This window comes from Micromonospora sp. CV4 (genome assembly GCF_003667455.1).
Lineage (GTDB): Bacteria > Actinomycetota > Actinomycetes > Mycobacteriales > Micromonosporaceae > Micromonospora.
In genome coordinates this window covers 25,286-41,655 of sequence record NZ_RCVI01000308.1, presented here as the reverse complement: position 1 = coordinate 41,655, position 16,370 = coordinate 25,286, and the positions used below count along the sequence as shown (strand labels likewise).

Sequence of the window (16,370 nt, the reverse complement as noted above, 5' to 3'; positions counted from 1 at the left end):
CGCGGTGGGGGACTGGTCGGGGTTGATCTGCCAGTCGCGGGAGACCCGGTCTACCGCGATCGGGTAGACGGTCAGCGTGCCGTCGGGGTCGATGCGCAACCGCAGGAACGCCTTGGAGTCCTCGATGCCCTGACCGGCGAAGAGTTCGTTGACGTTCACCCCGAACCACCCCGCCACCAGCAGGTACGCCGCCACCAGCTGGCTGGCCAGCAGGCCGCTCACCGGGCCGTAGAGCACCGCCGCGGCGACCACCGGCAGCGGCCAGGGCCAGTCGTAGAACGGCAGCGCCAACCAGGCCCAGGTGCCGGCGGCGGCCAACCCGACGTGTGCCAGGCCGTGGCTGACGCCGAGAATCCAGTGCCGCGCGTGCCGCTTGCCGCTCGCGCTGGGTGGCTTGGCGAACAGGGCCGCGGCCAGCACCGTCACGAGCAGCATCAGTACCAGCGGGACGGTGAACAGCCGCTGCTCGGTGGTGTCCGCCCAGTTCGCGGCCGCGCCCGCCATGGCCAGCATCAGCAACGTGTGCAGGGTGCCGAGCAGGGTGGTGAAGCCGGGATTGCGGAACGGCAGCCGGGGAAAGATGCCCCAGCCGTAGCGGCGGGAGCGGGCCGCGTCCGGATAGCGGGCCGCCAGGTCGTACGGCTGGGCGCGGCTGGCCCGTCGGGCCAGGGTGTCCCGCGGAGGCACCTCGATGCGCTCCGGCAGCTTGTGCGTCGGGTAGAGGTACGCCCCGCCGCCGCCACAGGTGATCAGCTGCCGGTCCGGCCCCGCGTAGCGGGCATAGTGGTGCAGGTCGCCCGAGAGCAGCAGCCGGACCTGCGCCCCGGTCGGGTCGATGATCGTGCGGATGAAGTAGTCGACCGAGTCGTACGCCGTCGGATGGTCGGCGGCCTTGACCCAGGTCGGCGCCGGCGTCGCGACGATCACCTTCGACTCCGGGCCGAGTTGCCGCGCCACCTCGTCGAAGTACGCCAGCTGCGGGTCGTCCAGGTACGAGCCGGACTGGTCGTCCACGCCGAGCAGCCACCAGCCGGCCGGCAGCTCCACGGCGAAGTACGAGCGCGACTGCCCGGTGCCCCAACCGCCGAAGTGTCGGTCCCGGGAGCGGACGAACAACCGCAGGAACGCGGTCAGGCCGTCGTACCAGTCGTGGTTGCCGGGCACCGCGAAGAGGGTCGGCCGTTCCGGCGGGGTCGCCGGGAGTGCAGCCTGGTAGGGGCCCTTGCAGCGATCCTCGTACGAGGCGTACGCCGCCGACGGATACACCTGGTCGCCACCCATCACCAGGGTCTGCGCCCGGGGCAGCCGGTGCCCGTCCACGGTCAGCTCCGGCTGCGCCAGCAGGTACGCCACCGAGTAGGTGGCGTTGAAGCCGTCACCCAGGTCGGCCACGTAGTCGAGCCACAGCCCGCCGTCCGGCCCGGACTGGCGGAACGCGTCGTCGCCGAACGCGTTCTGCAACTCGCGCTTGTCCAGGTACGCGCCGAAGAGCATCGCCAGCAGCGTGCGGATGCCGGTGCTGATCAGCAGGAACGGGGCCAGCCACGGCACCGGCTTGCGCGGGGTGAAGCCCAGCTCCAGCGGGTCCGTGGTGCGCGGGCGGTGGGCTGCCCGCTCCCCGGCGGGCGGGTCCTGGTCGGGGTCGTCGAGGGGGGCGTGATCGTCGCTCACCTGCCGCAGCGTAGTCCCGACCCCGATGATCCGCTGTCCGGTAAACGTCCAGATGGCGGCCGATGTCCGGTTGGTGGCAGCGGGCGGGGAAGGGGTATCCCGTTCGGGCGGCGGCCGTGGGGTGCCGTACACTTGACGATCGTTGCCGCCTTAGCTCAGTCGGCTAGAGCGACGCACTCGTAATGCGTAGGTCGACGGTTCGATTCCGTCAGGCGGCTCGGTACAGAAGCCCAGGTCAGAAGACCTGGGCTTCGCCGTTTCCCAAGGTCGACAACCTGGCCGCCGGCCGTGCCGGTCCGCAAGTAGTCCGCATCTCGCGCCGCGACCGCCTCGTCCAGCCGGTTGGCGACCGCGTCCAGGTCGTCACCGAACAGACCCGCGTACACGTCCAGCGTCTTCGACGCCGAGGCGTGCCCGAGCATCCGCTGTACCAGATCCTCACGCCCCTTTCCGGCGACGTGCGCGGCCAGCTCGTCGACGAGGAACCGCGGAGCGTGAGCGCACGGAGGCCGATGACAGGTCGAATGGGCTCGGCCTGCAGTCGGCATCTCAACCAGCTGTACCGGGCGGGTCAGCCAAGGCCTCGGCGATGGACCAGCTTGGTTGCCTCGGCCACGGGGTCGAGGGGTAGTGGCTCGTCGAGCCCGGACGTGTCGGCGACCATTAACGAGGTGAAGCGCCCGGCGGAGCACATCTGGCCGGAGACCGCTTGCGGGTCGTCCCGGCTCGGCAACACGGTCACGATCCACGACGTCCCCGGCGGCCGACCCTGAAGCTCGACCATCTGAGAGAACAGGGAGCAAGCTTGGCCGGGGTCGAGGTCCTGTCCGGCTTCGATGAGGGCTGCACCCGGATCGAAACAAACCTTGCATCACGACGGACCGGAAGTTGGTGGTGCGCAGCGGCCCGCCGTTCTGGGCGGTGTAAAGCAGTCGAGCGCACAGGTGCTTCCCATGGACATCAAGGGTGGTTGATACACTCCGCGCCCATGGTGAAGCGCTACGTGGCAGCGGCCCTGTCCCTGTCCCTCGCGGCACTCGTCACCGCGTGCAGCAGCAGTGCCTCGCAAGAGGAGCAGATGGAGTACCTGCACAAGATGGCTCAGCGTGGGGCCGAACTGCATGCCGTGAAGAAGGGCAGCCAGGGTCACGGAACCCCGGGGGACCGGGAGGAGTGCTACGGCGCTTACGAACATCTCTACGACGGACCGAACGGCCACGACGCGCCCCACGTCGGGACCGACGTCGAAAGAGTCGCCTTGCTGAAAGAGGGCGAGGAGTTGTTCATCGAGAGCTGTGTGAACGGCACGCCGTCGCCGGTACCTGCGCGAGGTGGATCCGCCAGCCCTTCTGCCTGACCGGCTTCCCGCGCCGCGACCGGCCTCGTCTGGCCCGGTTGGTGACGGCGTCCAGGTCCGCACCGAACAGCCCGCGTACCGGCCTTGCGCTCAACCCCGGGCGCGCCGATCGCGTCTCACTCTGCATCCGCACCGAAACGCGAGGCGGACGCGACCTGGAGGTGGCGTGAGTCGGTACGAGGACGACGAACAGTTCCGGCTGTTCGTCCAACGACAGTGGGGGCCGTTGCTCCGAACGGCTTACCTGCTGACCGGCGACCGGGCGACAGGCGAGGACCTGGCGCAGTCGGCGTTGGAGAAGACCCATCGACGCTGGGGGCGGGTACTCCGCAGGGACGCGCCCGAGGTCTACGTACGCCGGGCGATGGTCAACACGGCGATCTCCTGGCGGCGTCGGCGTCGGCCGCTGGAGCCTGCCGGCGGCGGCGTGATCGCGTACGCCCTGCACGGCGACGATCGCACCGGCTGGTCGACCGACCTGCGGCTGCTGCTGGCGGCCGAGGGCGCCGACCAGCGACCGGTCGGCTGGCGGATCAGGGCCGACAACGGCGTCCGCACGCCGACCGACCGGGTGCGGGTGATCGCTCCGCCGGGCGCGGCCCGCGTCACGGTCACGTTGGACGGCGCACCCCCCGCCACGGTCACCCTCGACGCGTCGAACGCCGGCACCACCCGGATACCGCCGGATCAGCCGGCCACCCTCACCGCGTACTCCCCGGACGGCAGCGTCCTCGGCACCACCCCGTTGCCGCCGGTCGAGGCCAACATGTCGGGCCTGCCGGGCGACCACCCGGCTACCCGGGTGACCCCCTGACGAACCGCAAGCGGGGCCGAGCCGTCCGAAGACGGCTCGGCCCGGTCAGGACTGGCGGCGTCCGAAGAGAATCCCCCCGAGCCGGCTCTCGGCCGATGTGAGGGTCATCTGCGCCTCGACCGCGAATCCGCTCTCGCGCAGCCATTGCGCCACCTGCGCGGGCTGGCGGTAGTGGACGTGAACCTTCATCGGGTGCCCGCCGTAGCCCTGCGTCTTGAGCCTCGTCTCGTCGCCGACGTGGAAGCCGACGAGCAGCGGGCCGCCGGGCCGCACCACCCGCCGAAAGTGTGCGAGGACCGAGCCGACCTGGTCGTCGGGGACGTGGATCAGCGAATACCAGGCGACCAGGCCGGCGACCGACGCCTCGGCAAGATCGAGGTCGGTCATCGAGCCCACCTCGAACCGCAGACCGGGGTGATCGCGCCGAGCCACCTCGATCATCCCCGGTGACAGGTCGATCCCGAAGGCGTCGACGCCGAGCCCGTGCAGGTGGGCGGTGATACGCCCTGTTCCGCAGCCCACGTCCGCGACCGGCCCGCCGCCGGCAGCGAGCACGAGGTCGGCGAACAACGCCAGAGTCCCTCGTTCGTAGGGTGTCTCGGACAGGAGGTTGCGTACCACGTCGGCATAACCGGCGGCGACCGTGTCGTAGGAGGTGCGGGTGTCGGCCAACCAGCCTTCGACCTTCATGGCGGCAACGCTAGATCAGGGACGTGATCAGACGACGGCTCGGAGCGCGACGGTGACCACGACGAAGAGCGCGATCAGTACGGCCGAGCCGACGCGTACCTGTCGTGACCGGCTGAGAAGACCCACCACCAGCGCCACCGCCAGGCCCAGCAGCCAGTGGCCGACTTCGGGATACCGGTCCGCCTCGAAGCCCAGATGACCCAGGGCCGCGTGTCCGAAGCCGACGAGTACGGCGCCCCCGGCCCAGACGGCCACGGTCCAGGCGCATCGGCCGCCGGGGTTCTCGGTCAGCCGCGACCCGTGGCGGGTGAGGGTGCCGAGCAGGTAGGTCAGCGTCAGCAGCACCACGGCGCCGCCGAGCAGCACGACCTCCAACCCGACGAAGAGCCCGAGCAGCACCCACGGGCCGCTGGTGGTTCCGCGCAGGAACAGGGCGGCCGCCGCACCGACCACGACCATCTGCCCCACCGCCAGGCGGTGGGGGTTCACCAGGCGCGGCACGTCGGGAGCCGACCGCGGTGGGGCGGAGTTCTCGGGTGTCGATGGCATCAGTGCAGAATTTCCTGACTTCCCGCCCCGCGCCTGAGCACCGCTACTCACCGCGCCACCACGCGGCGTGTCCACGGCCCCGGGTTGAACGATGTTCGGTGTCCGACCCGGCGGACCGATGACTTTCGGTGCAGGATCCCGTCCATCCTGGAGACAGCGTCCGCCCGACACCTGGGAGCCCGTTCCATGTCCTTCGCGCCCGTGATCATCAGTCTTCCCATCGCCGACCGCCCGACCTCGCACCGCTTCTACCGCGAAGCGCTCGGTCTGGAAACGGTGGGGGATCTGGCCGACGACGGCATCCCGGAGCCGTTGCAGTTCGTCGTCAACGACGGCCTGCGGCTGATGCTCATTCCGACCGGCGGCTTCGGGTGGGTGATCGGCCGGCACGAGGTCGCCACGCGGGGGCAGAGCGAGTGCGTGCTCAGCCTCGACGTCGCCTCGCCCGCCGACGCGGATGCGATCGTCGAGCGGGCCCGCGCCGCCGGCGCCGAGGTGGTCACCGAGCCGGAGGCACAACCCTGGGGGTACGCCGGCGCCTTCGCCGACCCGGACGGTCACCTGTGGATGGTGCACGCCGAGCCGGCGTCCTGACCGACGTGACGTCTGTCGACGTCCGTGTGGGCCGCGCTGCGGGCGGCGGGATCAGACGTAGATCTTCCTGGCGTACTCCGGGCCGTAGTGCCGTTCCAGGTCTTCGAGGCTCTCCACCGGCGCCTCGACCTCCTTGATCAGGCGTGCCCGGGACGGCAGCGCGTCGGGCTGCCACGTCTCCGGCTGCCACAGCGCGGACCGCAGGAACGCCTTCGCGCAGTGGTAGAAGATCTGCTCGATCTCCACGACCACGGCGAGCACCGGCCGGTGTCCCTTGACCACCATGTCGTCGAACCAGGCCGCGTCCCGTACCAGCCGTGCGCGCCCGTTGATCCGCAGCGTGTCGGTCCGACCGGGAATCATGAAGAGCAGCCCGACGTGCGGGTTGTCCAGGATGTTGCGGTAGCCGTCCGCCCGCTTGTTGCCCGGCCGCTCGGGCAGCGCGATGGTCGTGTCGTCGAGCACCAGGGCGAAACCGGCCGGGTCGCCCTTGGGTGACACGTCGCAGCTGCCGTCCGCCCCGGCCGTGGCCACCAGGCAGAACGGCGAGGCGGCCAGCCATTCGCGGTCCCGCTCGTGCAGGCGGGTGCGTTCCTTGTTGGCAGCCCGCGGGTGCGGCACGCCGAGCAGTTCGCGCAGTTCCTCGTGCGAGGTGATCTCCACCGTCACGTGATCCTCCCCCAGCCGTTGACCCGGGTGGCGGGCCACCCTTCGTCAGCCTAGGCGGGCGTGACCAGCGCGAGGTTTGCCCCCGGTCGCCCGGGGTACGGCCTCACCCGACGCGCCCGCCGCACGAACCGTCCGCAGCAAGCCGACCAGTGGAGGCCGGGAGATGGAGAGCCGACTCAAGGTGCTGGGTCACCCAGTCCATCCGATGCTGGTCATGTTCCCGGTCGCGCTGCTGGTCACCGCGGTGCTGTTCGACGTGATCGACACGGTCGGCGGGCCCGACTTCCTCGGCGAGGTCGCGTACTGGAACATCACGGTCGGCCTGATCGGCGGCCTGCTCGCCGCGGCGGCCGGCTCGTTCGACCTGCTGGCGATCCCGACCGGCACCCGCGCCAAGCGGGTCGGCCTCCTGCACGCCGGGGCGAACGTCGCGGTGATCCTGCTCTTCGCCGCCGTCTGGGCGGTCCGGCTCAACGCCGACTCCCGGGCCGCCGGCGGTTCGTTGATCGCCATCGAGGTGGTCGCGGTGGCCATCCTCGGCATCAGCGCCTGGCTCGGCGGAGAGCTGGTCGACCGGCTCGGCGTGGGCGTCGACCGCGAGGCCGGTCTGGACGCCCCCAGCTCACTACGGCCACCGGCGGCCACTCAGCGGATCGGAGAGGTGTGATGAGCGAGCAGCAGACCGGCGGCTTCGGCCGGGGATGGCGGGGCCGGCAGCAGGGCTGGGATCCGATGGGCGAGCTGCAGTCGCTGCGCGCCGAGCTGAGCCGGCTGGTCGGTGGTCGGGCCGGAACGTCCGACGTCGAGCTGACCGAGACCTCGGACGGCTGGGAGGTCGTCGTCCGGCTGCCCGGGGTGGCGCCGGAGGAGGTGGCGGTCGAGCTGGACGACCGGGAGCTGTGCGTGCGGGCCCGCTCCGAGGCGGAGGTCAACGCCGATCAGGGCATCCCGGGCGGCTTTGAGACCCGCGGCTTCGAATACCGCATCGACCTGCCGTCCCGGGTCGACCCGGAGGGCATCGACGCGGTGATGGACCACGGCCTGCTCCGGGTCCGGCTGCCGCGGGCGGTCCGGCCACAGCCGCGCACCATCACCGTCGGCCGGACCGGGCCGCGCTCCGGCGGCCTTTCCGGGGGTACGCCGATGCCGGCCGATCCCGCCGCCGACCGCGAGCTGCACCGCCCGGACACGGTCGGCGAGATCGACCGGCCGTAGCGGACCGCGTGGTCACCCCGTCCCTGCTCGGCCCGACGGCCGGGCGCGTTCCCGACGTGCGGCGGATCGCCGTGCTACGCGCCAACGCGCTCGGCGACTTCCTGTTCGCCCTGCCGGCGCTGGACGCGCTGCGCGCCGCGTACCCGTCGGCGGAGCTCGTGCTGCTCGGGGCGCCGTGGCACGCGAAGCTCTGGCGCGATCGCCCCGGCCCGGTGGACCGGGTGCTGGTGGTGCCGCCGGCGCCGGGCATCCGTACGCCGGAAGCGGGTGAGGCGGAGTCGTCGATGGACGACTTCCTGGCCGCGGCCACCGGTGAGGGCTTCGACCTGGCGGTGCAGATCCACGGCGGGGGCGCCAACTCCAATCCGCTGGTCAGCCGCCTCGGCGCCCGGGTCACCGTGGGGCTGCGCTCCGATGACGCGCCGCCGCTCGACCGGTGGGTCCGCTACGTCTACTACCAGCACGAGGTGATCCGCTACCTGGAGGCGGTGGCCCTGGTGGGTGCGCCGGCGACCACGATCGTGCCGGCGCTGGCCGTGACCGACGCCGACCGGGCGGAGGCGAACCAGGTGCTCGGCACGCCGGACCGACCTCGGGTGGCGCTGCATCCGGGCGCCACCGACACCCGTCGCCGCTGGCCGGCCGAGCGGTTCGGCGAGGTGGCCCGCGAGCTGCACGGCGACGGCTACGAGGTGCTGGTCACCGGTACGCCGAGCGAGCGGGAGGTGGTGGATCGGGTGGTCGAGGCGGCGGGGGTGCCGGTCCGGCCGCAGGTGGGCACGCTCAGCCTCGGTGGGTTGGCCGCCTGCTACGCCGGCTGCGCCCTGGTCGTCTCCAACGACACCGGCCCTCTGCACCTGGCCGCCGCGGTGGGCGCGCCGACGGTCGGCGTGTACTGGGTCGGCAACCTGATCAACACGGGCAACCCGCTGCGTGGCCGGCACCGGCCGATCTGCTCCTGGACGGTGCACTGCCCGGTCTGCGGGGTGGACTGCACGCCCGGCATCTACCCGCACCGACCCGGCGACGGCGAGTGCCCGCACCGGGATTCCTTCGTCAGCGACGTCCCGACCATCGAGGTGCTGGAGGCCGCCCGAGAGCTGCTCCAGTCGTAAGGGCGCTCTCACCGGAACTCAGGCCGGCTGAGGGGTGTCCTCGTCGGCGAGTACGACCTCCCACGCCTCGACGTCCCGGTCGGTGACCGTGGTGGGGGACTCCAGGTGGTAGGCGCCGCTGGGCAGGATGCCGGCACCTCCGTGTCGGGCGAGCACCGACAGTTGGGCGGCCACGTCCTCGCCCTGGTGCTTCTCCTGCACCCGCCGCCAGAAGTCGAAGCCACCGGAGTCGACGAGCTTGGCCCGGTCGTAGAGCACGCATCCCCCGATCCAGGAGATCTTGTACGCGCGCCACGCTCCCGGGGGCAGCGCCAACTCTCCGGTGACGTGCAGCAGGTTGGCCGCCGAGTGGATGCGGGCCCGGTTCCACTCCGGGGTGCCCGGCCGGATCCGCTCCGGTGTGGGCCGGCCGATCCACTCCTCGTAGTGCGCGTGCGTCTCCGGCCGCCGGTCGTCGGTGTACGAGAGCCCGTGCACGCCGTTGCCGACGAACCCGCAGCCCAGCTCCCCGATCGCGGTGACCAGCCGATGCAGCGTCCCCGGCTCCAGCCAGACGTCGTCGTCGAGGCTGAGCACGTACCGGGCGGCCGAGGCGGCCAGCAGGTACGCCCGGTGCTCGGCCAGCCCCCGCCGGGGCAGCCGGCGGGTCAGCAGCACCGGGTGGCCCCGGTGTCGCAGCGCCCGGACCATGGTGGCGGCGGCCGGGTGGGCGTACGCGGGGTCCCCGTCGGACTGGTCGCTGACCACGACCCCGAAGCCGGGCACACCCTCCTGCGCGGCGAGGCCGGTCAGGGTGACCGCCAGCTCCGCGGGCCGGTTCCGGGTCGGAATCAGCACGTCGACCAGCCGGTCGGCGCGGAACTCCTCCGGGGCGCCGAGGTCGAGGGGGCGGTTCACGACGCCTGGCTGCGGGTGCGCAGCGACGGGCCAGGCTCCCGGTCCGTGGCGTGCGACGACGCGTCCTGGCTGTGCGACCGGATCCGCTCGATGATCGCCGAGGTGGACCGGTCCGGCACGTACCCCAGGGTTCGCACCTGGCCGCCGAGCCGGCGGACCAGCGGCGCCTCGGGCACCAGCTCCGGCGGGTAGTCCCCGCCCTTGACGTAGACGTCCGGCCGGACCGCCTCGATCAGCGCGGCGGGCGAATCCTCCTCGAAGATCACCACGTGGTCCACGCAGGACAGCGCGGCGAGCAGGGCCCCCCGGTCCTCGACCGGGTTGACCGGCCGGTCCGAGCCCTTCAACCGGCGTACGCTGCCGTCCGAGTTGACCGCCACGATGAGCAGGTCGCCCAGCGCGCGGGCCTGCTCCAGGTAGCGCACGTGCCCGCGGTGCAGCACGTCGAAGCAGCCGTTGGTGAACACCACCGACCGTCCCGCGTCGCGATGCTCGGCGACGATCGCGTCCAGCTCGTCGGCGCCGACCAGCGCCGGGTGCCCGGTGGTCTCCGGTGGCTGGTCGAGCGCGGTGAGCAGGTCCTCCCGCCGGCACACGCAGGTGCCGGTGTCGGACACGGTGATGGTGGCCGCCAGCTGGGCGAGTTGGGCGGCGGTGGGCAGCGGCGCGTCGGCGGCCAGGGCGAGCGTCATCGCCGCTAGGTACGCGTCACCGGCGCCCACGGCGTGGCTCGCCGGCACCGGGGTGCTGTGGCTGCGCCGCGGCTCCCCGTCGGCGCCGCCGACCACCGCGCCCTCGGTGTCCAGGGTCACCGCGACCACGTCGGCGCCGGTGTGCGCGCGCAGGTCGGCAAGGCGCGCCTCGGCCAGTACGGCCCGGTCGACGCCCTCCCCGGCCTCGGTGTTCACGGTCACGCCGGCGCCGGTGACGCTCAGCCCGTCGCCGGTGAGGGCCACCTGGCCCTCGCTGAGCGTCGGCTCGCCGATCGGCCCCGGTCGGCCGGCCCGCGTCGGGTCCGGGATGGTTCCGGCGCTGACCGCGTCGGCCCGCGCCCCGCCCGGGGCGGCGCCCACGCTCAACTCCGACGGTCCGTCCGCCGGGTCGCTGTCGGGGTGTTCCAGGTGCAGTTCGACGCCGGCGGTCGGCCGGGTCGCGCCACCGGCGCGGGCCAGCAGCCGGGTCGCCTCGGCGAAGCTGGGAGTGACCACGGTCGGCGCGAGCCCCCGCCAGTCGGCGAGGTCATGGGCGTCCAGCGCGACGGTGGCGTAGCGCTCCCGCTGCTCGACCAGCCAGGCGCGGACCGGCGCGGGCAGGGCGCCCAGGCCGTAGTCGCAGACCACCAGGGTCGGCGCCTCCCCGCCGGCGGCGGCGCGCAGCTCCTCGGTGGCGCAGTCCAACGCGGTGAGCAGCCGGGTCACCCCGTCCGGGGCGAGCGCGTCGTCCGGGTCGCCGGAGTCCTCCCGGAGCAGGATCTGGTTGCCGGCCAGCATCCGCCGTTTCACCGGGGTGGGCCGGCCGGGCTGGTTGACCGTACGGTCCCAGACGCCGGCGCGGTCCAGACAGTCGTGCAGTTCGTCGCCGGCCACGTCGGCGCCGACCGGTGCCACCAGCACCGCCCGTCCACCGAGGGTGGCGACGTTGACGGCGGTGTTCGCGGCCCCGCCGGCTGCGGAGATCCGCCGTCGCAGGGTGAGGACCGGGGCGGGCGCCTCCCGGCAGAGCCGGTCGGAGTCGGCGAACCGCCATTCGTCCAACATGGCGTCGCCGACGATCAGGACGGGGCGCCCCAGCCAGCTCTCCACGACGGTGGCGAGCCGGCGGTGTTCCGCTGCTGCTCCTGCCATGCCTCCCCGGGTCCCCAGCGGCCCTGGGGTCAAACCTCCGCGATGATCACCGCGGCGCGGCGGTGCGGCTCCGTGTTGCGAAGGGAGCCTTCCTCTACCGCGGGCGTCACCAAGGTGCCCTTCCTTACTGTTGGTGGGCGTTTCGGGCTTCGGGGTCCGGGAAGGGAGTTCAGGTACCCCTCGGAGAGGAGATGCATCGGAATGACAGCGACGACACTTCAGGGCAAGCGGATCGCCTTCCTGGCCACCGACGGCGTCGAGGAGGTCGAGTACGTCCAGCCGCGCGAGGCGGTGGAGAAGGCCGGCGCGACGGTCGAGCTGGTCTCGCTCAAGGCCGGTTCCATCCAGTCCTTCAACCATCTTGACCAGTCCAAGACGTACGACGTGGACGTCACCGCGGACAAGGCGGACGCCGGCGGTTACGACGCGCTGGTGTTGCCCGGCGGGGTGGCGAACCCGGACTTCCTGCGTGCCGACGCCGATGCGGTGCGGTTCGTGCGGGCGTTCTTCGACGCGGGCAAGCCGGTCGGGGTGATCTGCCACGGCCCGTGGACGTTGATCGAGGCGGACGTGGTGCGCGGCCGGCGGATCACCTCCTGGCCGAGCCTGCGTACGGACCTGACCAACGCCGGCGCCACGTGGGTCGATGAGGAGTGCGTGACCGACGGCAACCTGACCAGCAGCCGCAACCCGGGTGACCTCCCCGCCTTCTGCCAGAGAATCACCCAGGCCTTCGCCGTCTGACCTGCTGACCCGCCCGGCTTGATCATGGTGCGTGCCGGCGCGACGCGCCGCCAGGGCCATGATCGAACTGGGCGGGGGAGGGGACGGTTTTTCCTGGTTCGACGCATGTTCCGCGTTGGTCGGGAAAGAAGGGCCCATGACCACCGAAGCCTCTGCCGCGCCGGTGCTGAATCGCCAGCAGATCCGGTTGCTCATGATCGGTCTGATGACCGGCATGCTGCTGGCCGCCCTCGACCAGACCATCGTCGGCACGGCCCTGCCGACCATCGTCGGCGAGCTGGGCGGGATCAACCACTACTCGTGGGTGGTCACCGCGTACCTGCTCGCCTCGACCGCGTCGACGCCCCTGTACGGCAAGATGGCCGACCTGTACGGGCGCCGCCCGGTCTTCCTCTTCTCGATCGGCACGTTCCTGGTCGGGTCGCTGCTGGCCGGCCTGTCACAGAACATGACCCAGCTGATCGTCACCCGGGGCATCCAGGGTATCGGCGCGGGTGGTCTGCTGACGCTGGCGTTCACGATCATCTCGGACGTCGTCTCGCCGCGGGAGCGGGGCCGCTACCAGGGTCTCTTCGGGGCCGTCTTCGGGATCTCGTCGGTGGCCGGCCCGCTGGTCGGTGGTTACTTCGCGGAGACCGACTGGCGGTGGATCTTCTACATCAACGTGCCGCTGGCGATCCTGGCCATCGTGGTCTGCTACCACGTGATGCGGCTGATTCCGTTCGAACGGCGGGACCACGCGATCGACTGGCTCGGCGCCGGCCTGCTCGTCGCCGGCGTGAGCTGCCTGCTGCTCGCGCTGAGCTGGGGTGGCAACGAGTACGCCTGGGGCTCCGGCGTGATCATCGGCCTCTTCGTGGCGGGCGCGGTGTTCGCCGTGCTCTTCGTGCTCCAGGAGGCCCGGGTCGCCGAACCCATCCTGCCGCTGCGGCTGTTCCGCAGCGCCACCTTCGCGCTGGCCAACTCGGCCGGCTTCGTGCTCGGCCTCGTGATGTTCGGGTCGATCATCTTCATCCCGCTGTACCTGCAGATCGTGAAGGGCGCCTCGCCGACCCGCAGCGGTCTGCTGATGCTGCCGATGATGACGGGCATCATCGTCACCTCGATCCTCACCGGGCGGGCGATGAGCCGGATCGGCCGGTACAAGTGGTTCCCGGTCGCCGGGTCGGTGACCCTGCTGGTCGGCATGTTCCTGTTCACCCAGCTGGCGGTCGGCACCTCGCTCTGGATCGCCTTCGGCTACATGGTGGTGATCGGCGTCGGCCTGGGCCTGTGCATGCAGTCGCTGGTCCTCGCGGTGCAGAACGCGGTCTCCGTGCGTGACCTGGGCGCCGGCACGTCGTCGGCCACGTTCTTCCGGTCGCTGGGCGGTTCGTTCGGCGTCGCGATCCTCGGCGCGGTGCTCTCCTCGCGGCTCGCCGGGGGACTGGCCGACCGACTGCCCGGCGCCATCGCCCAACTCCCGCCGCAGCAGCAGGCGGAGGTAGCGGCGAGTGGCGGCACGAACATCTCGATCAACGATCCGGCAACCATCATGGCCCTGCCCGGGCCGGTGCGGGCGGCGATCCAGAACGCGTTCGTCGACGCGCTGGACATGGTCTTCCTGACCGCCGGCCTGATCGCCATCGTGGCCGTGCTGGTGACCGTGGCGCTGCCGAACGACCAGCTCCGAGGCGCCGGCCCGCAGGGCGCCAAGGGCGGTGCCGACCCGCTCGGCGGTGAGGCTCCGGCGTCGGGCGGCAAGCCGCTGACCCGCGAGTCCAAGGAGGAGGCGGCCGCCGACATGGAGGCCAAGTCCCAGACGATGATCTGACCCCACCGCGCACCGCGACCGCCCCGGACCCGGTCCAGGGCGGTCGGCGGTCAGCCGGGGCGGCGGTAGACCCCGTACCACCAGGTGGCGGCCAGCTCGCGGGCGGCGGCCGCGTCGGCGTCGGGGTCGGCCGGCACCAGGCCGACGTGGTGTGCGAGGAACCGGTCGCCGCCGAGCACGATGAGCCGGGTCGCGGCCCCCACGTCCACGGTCGCCGGGGTACGCCCGGCCCGCTGCTCGGCGCGGAGCGCCTCGTCGGTACGCGCCACGAACTGCTCGAACCCGCCCGCCCAGTACTCCCGGACGACCTCGTCGTAGGCGGCGACCTCGTTGATCGCCGCCAGCACCGGGGCGTACGTCCGGTAGATCCGGATCACGTCGGTGAAGACCTCGGTGAGCGCGTCGAGCGGGTCGCCCGGTGTGTGCGGGTCCCACTCGCGGACCCGGTCGAAGGAGGTCTCCCGCATGGTCGCGGCGAGGCGCATCAGCAGCTCGCTCTTGTCCCGGAAGTGCGTGTAGAAGGTCGACCGGGCGACCCCCGCCTCGGCGGCGATCCGCTGGACTCCGAGGTCGGTGAAGCGGGCCCCCTGCTGGAGCAGCCGCTCGGTGGCGGCCAGCACCCGCGCCTCGACGGCGGCACGGCCGTCGGGGTTGCGCGGGCGACGTCGGGTGATCGAGGGCATGGTCGAAATCCTAGGTGGCTGGGGGTCGGAGCGGCGACGTACGCTGGTTGCCGGACACACTGTCCGACAAAGTGACCAGGAAGTGGGCTGACACGGCCCCGACCGACGAGGAGCAACGCGTGAAGTACCGACTGCTGGGCAACACCGGGGTGTACGTCTCGGAGATCTCGCTCGGCACGATGACCTTCGGCGGCAGCGGACACCCCATTTGGAGCACCCTCGGGGCGCTGGCGCTGCCTGACGCCCAGCGGCTGGTGGACACCGCGCTCGACGCGGGCGTCAACTTCGTCGACACCGCCGACATGTACAGCGACGGGGAGAGCGAGGAACTGCTCGGCCAGGCGCTCGGCAAGCGGCGTCGCGACGTGGTGATCGCTACCAAGGCGCACGCCCGGACGGGTCCCGGCCCGAACGACGTCGGCACCTCGCGGCTGCACGTCATGCAGGCGTTGGAGGACAGCCTGCGGCGGCTGGGCACCGATCACATCGACCTCTACCAGCTCCACAACTTCGACCACGTCACCCCGATGGAGGAGACCCTGCGCGCGCTGGACGACGCGGTCCGGCAGGGCAAGGTTCGGTACATCGGTTGCGCGAACTTCGCCGCCTGGCAGATCTCCAAGGCGCTGGGCATCTCCGCCCGGGAGCAGTTGGCCGGCTTCGTCTCCGTGCAGTCGTACTACTCCCTGCTGGGCCGGGACGTGGAGCGCGACGTGGTGCCGATGGCGCTCGACGAGGGTGTCGGGCTGACCGTCTGGAGCCCCTTGGCCGGTGGCTTCCTCTCCGGCAAGGTCGGCCGGGACAGCGTGGTCGCCGACAGCGGCTCGCGCAGCGCCCAGCCCGGTTACTCCAGCTTCACGCCGTTCGACCCGGAGCACGCTTTCGGAGTGGTCGACGTCCTCAAGGCCATCGGCGAGCGGCACGGCGTCAGCCCGGCCCGGGTGGCGGTCGCCTGGCTGCTCTCCCGGCCGGCGGTGACCAGCGTCATCGTCGGCGCCCGCAAGCAGGAGCAGTTGGTGGACAACATCGCCGCCTCCGACCTCACGCTCACCGCGCAGGATCTCGCCGAGCTGGACGAGATCAGCAAGCTGCCCGTCGCGTACCCGAACTGGATCCAGGAGGCGTTCGCCGGTACCCGCCTGCCGCAGTGACCCACCCGCCCGGTCCGGCGCCCGACGCCGGACCGGGCGAGGCGGCACCGACCTACTTGAGGATCAGCCGGTTCGTCTGCTCGAAGACGTCCAGGTCGGCCAGGGTCTCGTTGACCGAGGCGGAGAGCGGGGCGGGGAAGCGGTCCCGGGGGAAGAAGCCGGCGTCGGTGGTCTCGTCGGTGACCCGCGCCAGCTGGCCGTCCCACTCCTCCACCCGGAACGCCGTGGTGAAGACCTGGTAGGTGTGCCCGTACATGTTGGTGCTGGTCCGGTCCGGACCGGTGTAGAGGGCGAACGCGCAGACCCGCAACGCCCGGAGCCCGGTCTCCTCACGGACCTCCCGCACCGCGCAGTCCGCGATCGACTCGCCCAGCTCCATCGCCCCGGCCGGCATGGCCCACTGGCCGTTGTCCGAGCGCTGGATCAGCAGGATTCGCCCGGCGTTGTCGCGGACCACGGCGCGGGCGCCGACGAACATCAGCGTCCGGTCCCCGGCGAGCGCGCGCAACTGCCCCACGTAGGAGTCGGCCCAGGAGATGCTCACCTGCGACAATTTACGGGGGT

At 71.8% G+C, this 16,370-nt stretch carries 17 protein-coding genes and 1 tRNA gene; 10 read left to right on the top strand and 8 right to left on the bottom strand.

Translation table 11 applies throughout. The features are described from left to right. Positions 1–1,671, bottom strand: a 1,671-nt coding sequence (locus EAD98_RS21415; RefSeq protein WP_121655825.1) for a metallophosphoesterase, incomplete at its 3' end; no start/stop codon positions are given. 144 nt (positions 1,672–1,815) lie between these two features. On the opposite strand from EAD98_RS21415, the gene EAD98_RS21410 reads away from it, so the two are divergent. The 3 genes from EAD98_RS21410 (at position 1,816) to EAD98_RS21390 (ending at position 3,842) form a co-directional block, all read left to right on the top strand. Further along, positions 1,816–1,889 (top strand) — tRNA-Thr (locus EAD98_RS21410). A 770-nt stretch (positions 1,890–2,659) separates the two neighbouring features. Beyond that, entirely contained in the window at positions 2,660–3,028 is a 369-nt protein-coding gene (locus tag EAD98_RS21395; protein ID WP_121655823.1) for a hypothetical protein, read from the top strand. Positions 3,029–3,194: 166 nt separating this feature from the next. Then, complete coding sequence (locus EAD98_RS21390) at positions 3,195–3,842, top strand: sigma factor (RefSeq protein ID WP_121655822.1); 648 nt, start codon at positions 3,195–3,197, stop codon at positions 3,840–3,842. 45 nt (positions 3,843–3,887) lie between these two features. On the opposite strand, the gene EAD98_RS21385 is transcribed toward EAD98_RS21390, so the two are convergent. Further along, on the bottom strand, positions 3,888–4,532 hold the full coding sequence (locus EAD98_RS21385; RefSeq protein ID WP_121655821.1) for a class I SAM-dependent methyltransferase: 645 nt from the start codon (positions 4,530–4,532) through the stop codon (positions 3,888–3,890). A 27-nt stretch (positions 4,533–4,559) separates the two neighbouring features. Continuing rightward, positions 4,560–5,033 (bottom strand): hypothetical protein, encoded by a 474-nt coding sequence (locus EAD98_RS21380; protein WP_121655820.1) that lies wholly within the window; start codon positions 5,031–5,033, stop codon positions 4,560–4,562. Positions 5,034–5,267: 234 nt separating this feature from the next. Between EAD98_RS21380 and EAD98_RS21375 the strand changes: the two genes are divergently transcribed. Further along, on the top strand, positions 5,268–5,675 hold the full coding sequence (locus EAD98_RS21375) for a VOC family protein (protein WP_121655819.1): 408 nt from the start codon (positions 5,268–5,270) through the stop codon (positions 5,673–5,675). A 51-nt stretch (positions 5,676–5,726) separates the two neighbouring features. Here EAD98_RS21375 and EAD98_RS21370 read toward each other — a convergent pair whose 3' ends face one another. Continuing rightward, a complete protein-coding gene (locus EAD98_RS21370; protein WP_121655818.1) occupies positions 5,727–6,344 on the bottom strand; it encodes a pyridoxamine 5'-phosphate oxidase family protein in 618 nt (205 codons plus the stop codon). A gap of 163 nt (positions 6,345–6,507) precedes the next feature. On the opposite strand from EAD98_RS21370, the gene EAD98_RS21365 reads away from it, so the two are divergent. From EAD98_RS21365 to EAD98_RS21355, 3 genes are read left to right on the top strand one after another with little or no spacing between them, the layout of a single operon-like run. Beyond that, positions 6,508–7,011 carry a DUF2231 domain-containing protein gene (locus EAD98_RS21365; protein WP_121655817.1) on the top strand — a complete coding sequence of 168 codons (504 nt, stop codon included), beginning with the start codon at positions 6,508–6,510 and terminating at the stop codon, positions 7,009–7,011. After that, complete coding sequence (locus tag EAD98_RS21360) at positions 7,011–7,559, top strand: Hsp20/alpha crystallin family protein (protein WP_121655816.1); 549 nt, start codon at positions 7,011–7,013, stop codon at positions 7,557–7,559. Before EAD98_RS21365 ends, EAD98_RS21360 begins: the two co-directional genes overlap by 1 nt. A gap of 8 nt (positions 7,560–7,567) precedes the next feature. Beyond that, positions 7,568–8,674: a glycosyltransferase family 9 protein gene (locus EAD98_RS21355; RefSeq protein ID WP_121655815.1), complete on the top strand. Its 1,107-nt coding sequence runs from the start codon at positions 7,568–7,570 to the stop codon at positions 8,672–8,674. A gap of 18 nt (positions 8,675–8,692) precedes the next feature. Here EAD98_RS21355 and EAD98_RS21350 read toward each other — a convergent pair whose 3' ends face one another. Together EAD98_RS21350 and rfaE2 are read right to left on the bottom strand one after the other, a co-directional pair. After that, on the bottom strand, positions 8,693–9,571 hold the full coding sequence (locus tag EAD98_RS21350) for a glycosyltransferase family 2 protein (protein WP_121655814.1): 879 nt from the start codon (positions 9,569–9,571) through the stop codon (positions 8,693–8,695). Further along, entirely contained in the window at positions 9,568–11,415 is a 1,848-nt protein-coding gene (rfaE2, locus tag EAD98_RS21345) for a D-glycero-beta-D-manno-heptose 1-phosphate adenylyltransferase (protein WP_121655813.1), read from the bottom strand. Before rfaE2 ends, EAD98_RS21350 begins: the two co-directional genes overlap by 4 nt. A gap of 201 nt (positions 11,416–11,616) precedes the next feature. On the opposite strand from rfaE2, the gene EAD98_RS21340 reads away from it, so the two are divergent. Beyond that, positions 11,617–12,159, top strand: a complete 543-nt coding sequence (locus tag EAD98_RS21340; protein ID WP_121655812.1) for a type 1 glutamine amidotransferase domain-containing protein — start codon at positions 11,617–11,619, stop codon at positions 12,157–12,159. A 136-nt stretch (positions 12,160–12,295) separates the two neighbouring features. Next, on the top strand, positions 12,296–13,972 hold the full coding sequence (locus EAD98_RS21335) for an MDR family MFS transporter (protein WP_121655811.1): 1,677 nt from the start codon (positions 12,296–12,298) through the stop codon (positions 13,970–13,972). A gap of 50 nt (positions 13,973–14,022) precedes the next feature. Here the strand turns inward: EAD98_RS21335 and EAD98_RS31305 are convergent, their stop codons facing one another. Beyond that, a complete protein-coding gene (locus tag EAD98_RS31305; protein ID WP_199723484.1) occupies positions 14,023–14,655 on the bottom strand; it encodes a TetR/AcrR family transcriptional regulator in 633 nt (210 codons plus the stop codon). Positions 14,656–14,774: 119 nt separating this feature from the next. Here EAD98_RS31305 and EAD98_RS21325 point away from each other — a divergent pair, with 119 nt between their 5' ends. Beyond that, positions 14,775–15,806 (top strand): aldo/keto reductase, encoded by a 1,032-nt coding sequence (locus EAD98_RS21325; RefSeq protein WP_121655810.1) that lies wholly within the window; start codon positions 14,775–14,777, stop codon positions 15,804–15,806. Between the two features lie 52 nt (positions 15,807–15,858). Here the strand turns inward: EAD98_RS21325 and EAD98_RS21320 are convergent, their stop codons facing one another. Then, positions 15,859–16,350: an NUDIX domain-containing protein gene (locus EAD98_RS21320; RefSeq protein ID WP_121655809.1), complete on the bottom strand. Its 492-nt coding sequence runs from the start codon at positions 16,348–16,350 to the stop codon at positions 15,859–15,861. Positions 16,351–16,370 lie beyond the last annotated feature (20 nt).